The organism is Deferribacterota bacterium, assembly GCA_034189185.1.
Lineage (GTDB): Bacteria > Chrysiogenota > Deferribacteres > Deferribacterales > UBA228 > UBA228.
Genome location: JAXHVM010000296.1, coordinates 1 through 1,612 on the forward strand (window position 1 = coordinate 1; position 1,612 = coordinate 1,612).

Genomic DNA, 1,612 nt, shown 5'->3' on the forward strand with positions numbered 1-1,612 from the left:
CCTACCCCTTACCCCTTTACTTCAGAAGGATTGGATGCTTGTACAGAGTGGTCTGCTCGCATTATGTGGAGAATGGGTGGGCGACCTGGAGATCGCGTTGCTGTTTGTCTTGCATTAAGCATGCACATAGGGGGAGTTCCCGCATGCTATGCCATTACATATAAGATGGGAGCTTGTCCTATCCCGATAGGGGCAGAAGCAGGAACGGAAAGGATATTAAGGTTTTTAAAGATGTTCAAAGCAGATGCCTTAGTATGCACTCCTAGTTTAGCCGAATATCTGATTGAAAAGGCACCACAAATTATTGGGGCTGATGTAAAAAGCTTAGGTTTAAAGGCTATTTTGGCTGGAGGCGAGCCAGGCGCTGGAATTCCAGAAATAAGGCAAAGGATTGAAGAAGCTTATGGTTGTACACTTTACGATGCAGGTGCTGGTCTTGGAGGGTCTTGTGGATATCCTGAGTATCAAGGAATGCACTGGGTAATGGACGATTATGCTTTCATTGAATTAGTCGATCCTGAAACAAAGGAACCAATACCATTAGAAGATGGGGCTGAAGGAGAGGCAGTACTTACCAGTTTTAAAGGTAGCTTTACGGGTACCCTTCGCATGTCATTTGGTGATATTGCTCAAATTTTTGTTTCACCTTGTCCATGCGGACAATCTGGCCTCCGTTACAAAATAACAGGGCGAATAGATGATATGATGAAAATAAAAGGAGAAATGGTTTATCCTTCACTCATAGATGCAGTTATAAGTGAATTTATACCACGAGTAACTGGAGAATTTAGAATTATATTAAATCAACCTCTCCCTAGGATAGAGCCACCTTTGAAATTAAAAGTTGAATATGGTGAAGGAGTGAAGGAAGATCAACTTGAGGCTTTAGCTAATGAAATTAAAGAAAGGATGCATTCGAGGTTAAAAGTAACACCTCAAATTATATGGGTACCACCGAATTCCATGGAAAGAGTAGTGATGAAAAAGAAATTTTTCGAGAAGACATACGAAAAGAAGTAAAGTTAAAATAAACTGAATAGGAGATGATGGTACAGTAAAAAAGATTAGTTGCGAACATAATGGCATGAATTTGCTTGGTTACAACTTTGCAAGTTCCAATAATTGTTAATATAAATATTTATTTATATTAACAATTATTCATTATGTCTAATATTGAATTTTACTTGGTAATTATTATAGTAATGTTTTGAATTTATTTTAACACTTTTTCTTATTATTGCTAGGGCAAGAAAATAGAAAGAAGTATTTATGATAACATATATTAACCACATTGCTGTTTTATTGAAAAACAATAAGTAGGCAGTGTTAACATTTTCACATATATTTGACTTTGCCGCAATTATAGAACTTAAGTTCCAAAGTAGTTTAAGACAATCATAATATATAAAAGTATCGCCTCTATAGAGGTGCTCTGGCCAATTTGCACTGAATGAACAATAGTTAAATTCTTACAAAAGGGCAGAAGCTTACACTATATATCAATTAGAGCTAATTATATAGATAAGGTGGCGAAAGCACTGAGCAAAAGAGCATATTTGACGAACTAAGAGTCACGAGATACTGCCAAATGTTGCACCAAGCAATATACAGG

At 36.7% G+C, this 1,612-nt stretch carries 1 protein-coding gene; it reads left to right on the top strand.

The features are described from left to right. On the top strand, window positions 1–1,020 hold a 1,020-nt coding region (locus tag SVN78_11040; protein MDY6822140.1), incomplete at its 5' end, for a phenylacetate--CoA ligase family protein. Window positions 1,021–1,612: the final 592 nt, after the last annotated feature.